At 71.1% G+C, this 3126-nt stretch carries 3 protein-coding genes; 1 reads left to right on the plus strand and 2 read right to left on the minus strand.

The genetic code is table 11. The annotated features are described in order from the left end of the window. Positions 1–65 precede the first annotated feature (65 nt). Entirely contained in the window at positions 66–1520 is a 1455-nt protein-coding gene (locus tag ABZ863_RS35445; protein ID WP_033947308.1) for an MFS transporter, read from the minus strand. A 117-nt stretch (positions 1521–1637) separates the two neighbouring features. Beyond that, positions 1638–2009 (minus strand): nuclear transport factor 2 family protein, encoded by a 372-nt coding sequence (locus ABZ863_RS35450; protein WP_023415556.1) that lies wholly within the window; start codon positions 2007–2009, stop codon positions 1638–1640. A 303-nt stretch (positions 2010–2312) separates the two neighbouring features. On the opposite strand from ABZ863_RS35450, the gene ABZ863_RS35455 reads away from it, so the two are divergent. Further along, a complete protein-coding gene (locus ABZ863_RS35455; RefSeq protein WP_023415555.1) occupies positions 2313–3107 on the plus strand; it encodes an AfsR/SARP family transcriptional regulator in 795 nt (264 codons plus the stop codon). Positions 3108–3126: the final 19 nt, after the last annotated feature.

Consider the following 3126-nt stretch of genomic DNA (forward strand, 5'->3'; position numbering starts at 1 on the left):
GGGCCGACGAGGTACGTCGGCCCGGCCGTCCGGGGGCGGTGCGAGGGTTCAGCCGCGGTGGCCGTTCACCGCTCGGCGCGCGGGTGCATGAACCGCACGATCACGCCGGCGGCCAGACAGAAGGCCACCAGAGGGATCAGACCCATGTCGAAGGCGTGCGGGTAGTCCGACGGCGCCCCGCCGCCCAGTGCCGGGAAGAAGACGGCGCCGACGACGGCCACCCCGATGGCGACCGCACCCTCCTGCACGGTGTTGGTCACCCCGGAGGCCGCCGCCGCGTGCTTGGGGTCGGCGCCCGCGAGCACGGCACCGGTCAGCGGACCGGTGGTCATGCCCATCCCGAGCCCGGCGACCACCAGCGACGGGATGATCCACAGGATGTTGCCGTCGGTGCCCAGCCACCGCGCGGTGAGCCCGGTGGCGATGTAACCCGCGGCAAGGATCAGCGGGCCCGTCGAGTACAGCCGGTGGCCCAGCCGCGCGGCCAGCTGGGCGGAGGCCAGCGACGAGCCGAAGTACCCGGTGCCCAGGACCAGGAAGACCAGCCCGCCCTCGGCCGGCGAGAGGCCGCGGCCCTGCTGCAGGTAGAGCGCGAGCAGGAAGAAGAACGAGCCCATCGCCAGGAAGTAGGACAGCATGCCGGCCAGGCCCACCGAGAAGGCACGCCCGTGGAACAGCTCCAGGTCGATCAGCGGGCTGCGCCCCTGGCGGGAGCGGCGGCGCTGCTGTGCGATGAAGCCGGCGCCCAGCGGTACCGAGGCCGCCAGCAGCAGCCAGCTCCACAGCGGCCAGTCCTGCTCCTGGCCCTGGACCAGCGCGTAGACGACGGCGACCAGGGCCGCCGTGGACAGCACCGCGCCGGCCAGGTCCAGGCGTCCGCCGTCCTCGCCGCGGGACTCGGGGATCAGCCGCGGCGTCAGGATCAGCGCCACCACGCCGACCGGCAGATTGATCAGGAAGATGGTCCGCCAGTCGAGCCCGGCCACGTCGATGGAGATCAGCGCGCCGCCGATGACCTGGCCGAAGACCCCGGCCATGCCGATCACCAGGCCGTACACGACGAAGGCGCGGGCCCGCGCGGCACCGGTGTAGACGACACCGAGGATGCCGAGCACCTGCGGGACCATCAGGGCCGCGGCTGCGCCCTGCAGCACCCGGAAGACGATCAGGGCGTCAGGGCTCTGCGCGATGGCGCACAGCCCGGAGGCGATGGTGAATCCGAGCATGCCCAGCGAGAACATGCGCCTACGGCCGAAGAGGTCGCCCAGCCGGCCACCGGTGATCATGGCAGCCGTGAAGGCCACGCCATAGCCGACGAGGACCAGCTGGGACTGGGCGTGGTTGGCGCCCAGGTCGCTCTGGATGGTGGGCACGGCGACGTTGGTGATGAAGTAGTCGAGGACGGTGATGAACGTGCCCACCATCACGATGGCCAGCGCACCCCAGCCAGGGCCGTCCGTGCCGGCCGGTGGTGTCACCTCGTCCTCGAGTCTGGGGTCGGACCCGGTGTCCGTAGTCATCGTGGTGCTCCTAGTGGGGGAGATCGTCAGTCGTGCTGGGTCGCTGCGCGCGGACGGAAACGGGCAGACCCCCAAGCGCGGGGATCCGCCCGGTGTCACCCGTGCCGCGGGCCGGGATCAGGCGCCGGCGGGCACCTTGTCGAGGAAGCCGTACACACCCTTGATCTTTCCGGCGCCGTCGCCGACCGCGACGTCGAAGCCGATGACGACGTTCTCGCCGCCGCCGTCCGGCACCAGCTCCCACTGGAAACGGGCGATGTGGTGGTTGGTGTCGACCTCGCCGAGGATCTTGAACTCGAAGCCCTTGAACTGGTCGCGCGCGCCCGCGATGACAGCTCCGATACCGTCGTGCCCCTGCACGTCCGCCAGCGGGTCGGTGTACGTGGCGTCCGCGGTGAACAGAGCGGAGATCGCGGCGGCGCGCTTGGCCTCGTCCGCCTCGTTCCAGATGGCGATGTAACGGCCGGCCAGTTCGGTCAGGTCACTCACGCGTACTCCTTGATCGATAACGACTGCATAGGGCTGCCGGCCGGTCGCGCGAGGCTCCGGACGGAATCACAACTGACTATGACACAGCCGACTCAAGGGACACTTGAGGACAACTTGAGGCCCGTGGGGATGCCGCACAGCGCCGCCCGCCCGCCGCCCCGCGCACGGTGACCCGCCCACCACGCCCATGCCCGATCTCCAGTGGCGCTCAAGCCACCGGTGCCACGTTCGATGCGGACACCACGTCCGTACCGCCCCCGCGGCGACACGTCCGGGGGCGACAGGCAGGGGGAGGTACAGCCAGTGAAGTTCAACGTTCTCGGCTCTGTCGGAATCGAGGTGGAGGGGCACTTCCGCAGCATCCGTGGCGGACACCAGCGGGTGCTGCTCGCGGTGCTCCTGGTCAACGGCGGCCAGCTGGTCCCCGCGGAGGATCTCTACGGCGAACTGTGGGGCGAGCAGCCGCCGGTGACCGTGGAGAACGCCCTCCAGGCCCACGTCTCACGACTGCGCCGCACCCTGCAGGAGTGCGGGGACCACGCCCCGGCGCTGATCACCCGCTCCACCGGCTACAGCCTCGAATTCCCCGCCCAGGACCTCGACATGAACGCCTTCAGGCAGGGCGTCGGCCGGGCCCGCTCGCTCATGGCCAAGGACCGGGACGCGGCCGCCGCGCTGCTCACCCAGAGCCTGGGCCTGTGGCGCGGCGCCCCCCTCCAGGACGTCGCCGGAGGGCTGCTGTGCCAGTCGGTGGCCGTCCAGCTGGCCGAGGAGCACCTGGCCGCCACCGAGGACAAACTCTGGCTCGACCTGGAGCGGGAGATACCCTCCGCCCTGGGAGAGTTGAAGCGCATGAGCATCGTGCACCCCTGGCGCGAGCGGGTCACCGAGATGCTGATGCTGGCGCTGTACCGGTGCGGACGCCAGGCCGAGGCGATCGAGGCCTACCACACGGCTCGCGGCCGGATGGCCGCCGAACTGGGCATCGAGCCCTCCCCGCAGCTCAAGGAGCGTTTCCTGGAGGTCCTCAACCAGTCGCCGGCCTGCGCGGGCAAGGGACCGGGCCGCGGCGTGCGACCCGCCCCCGAGCTGGTGTGAGCCGCGGGCCCCCGGCCAC

It is taken from the genome of Saccharomonospora sp. NPDC046836 (assembly GCF_040645195.1).
Taxonomy (GTDB): domain Bacteria; phylum Actinomycetota; class Actinomycetes; order Mycobacteriales; family Pseudonocardiaceae; genus Prauserella_A.

What these genes read in the sequence shown, in the direction of transcription:
- ABZ863_RS35445 (WP_033947308.1), bottom strand. Translation starts at nt 1,520, where the DNA reads ATGACTACGGACACCGGGTCCGACCCCAGACTCGAGGACGAGGTGACA.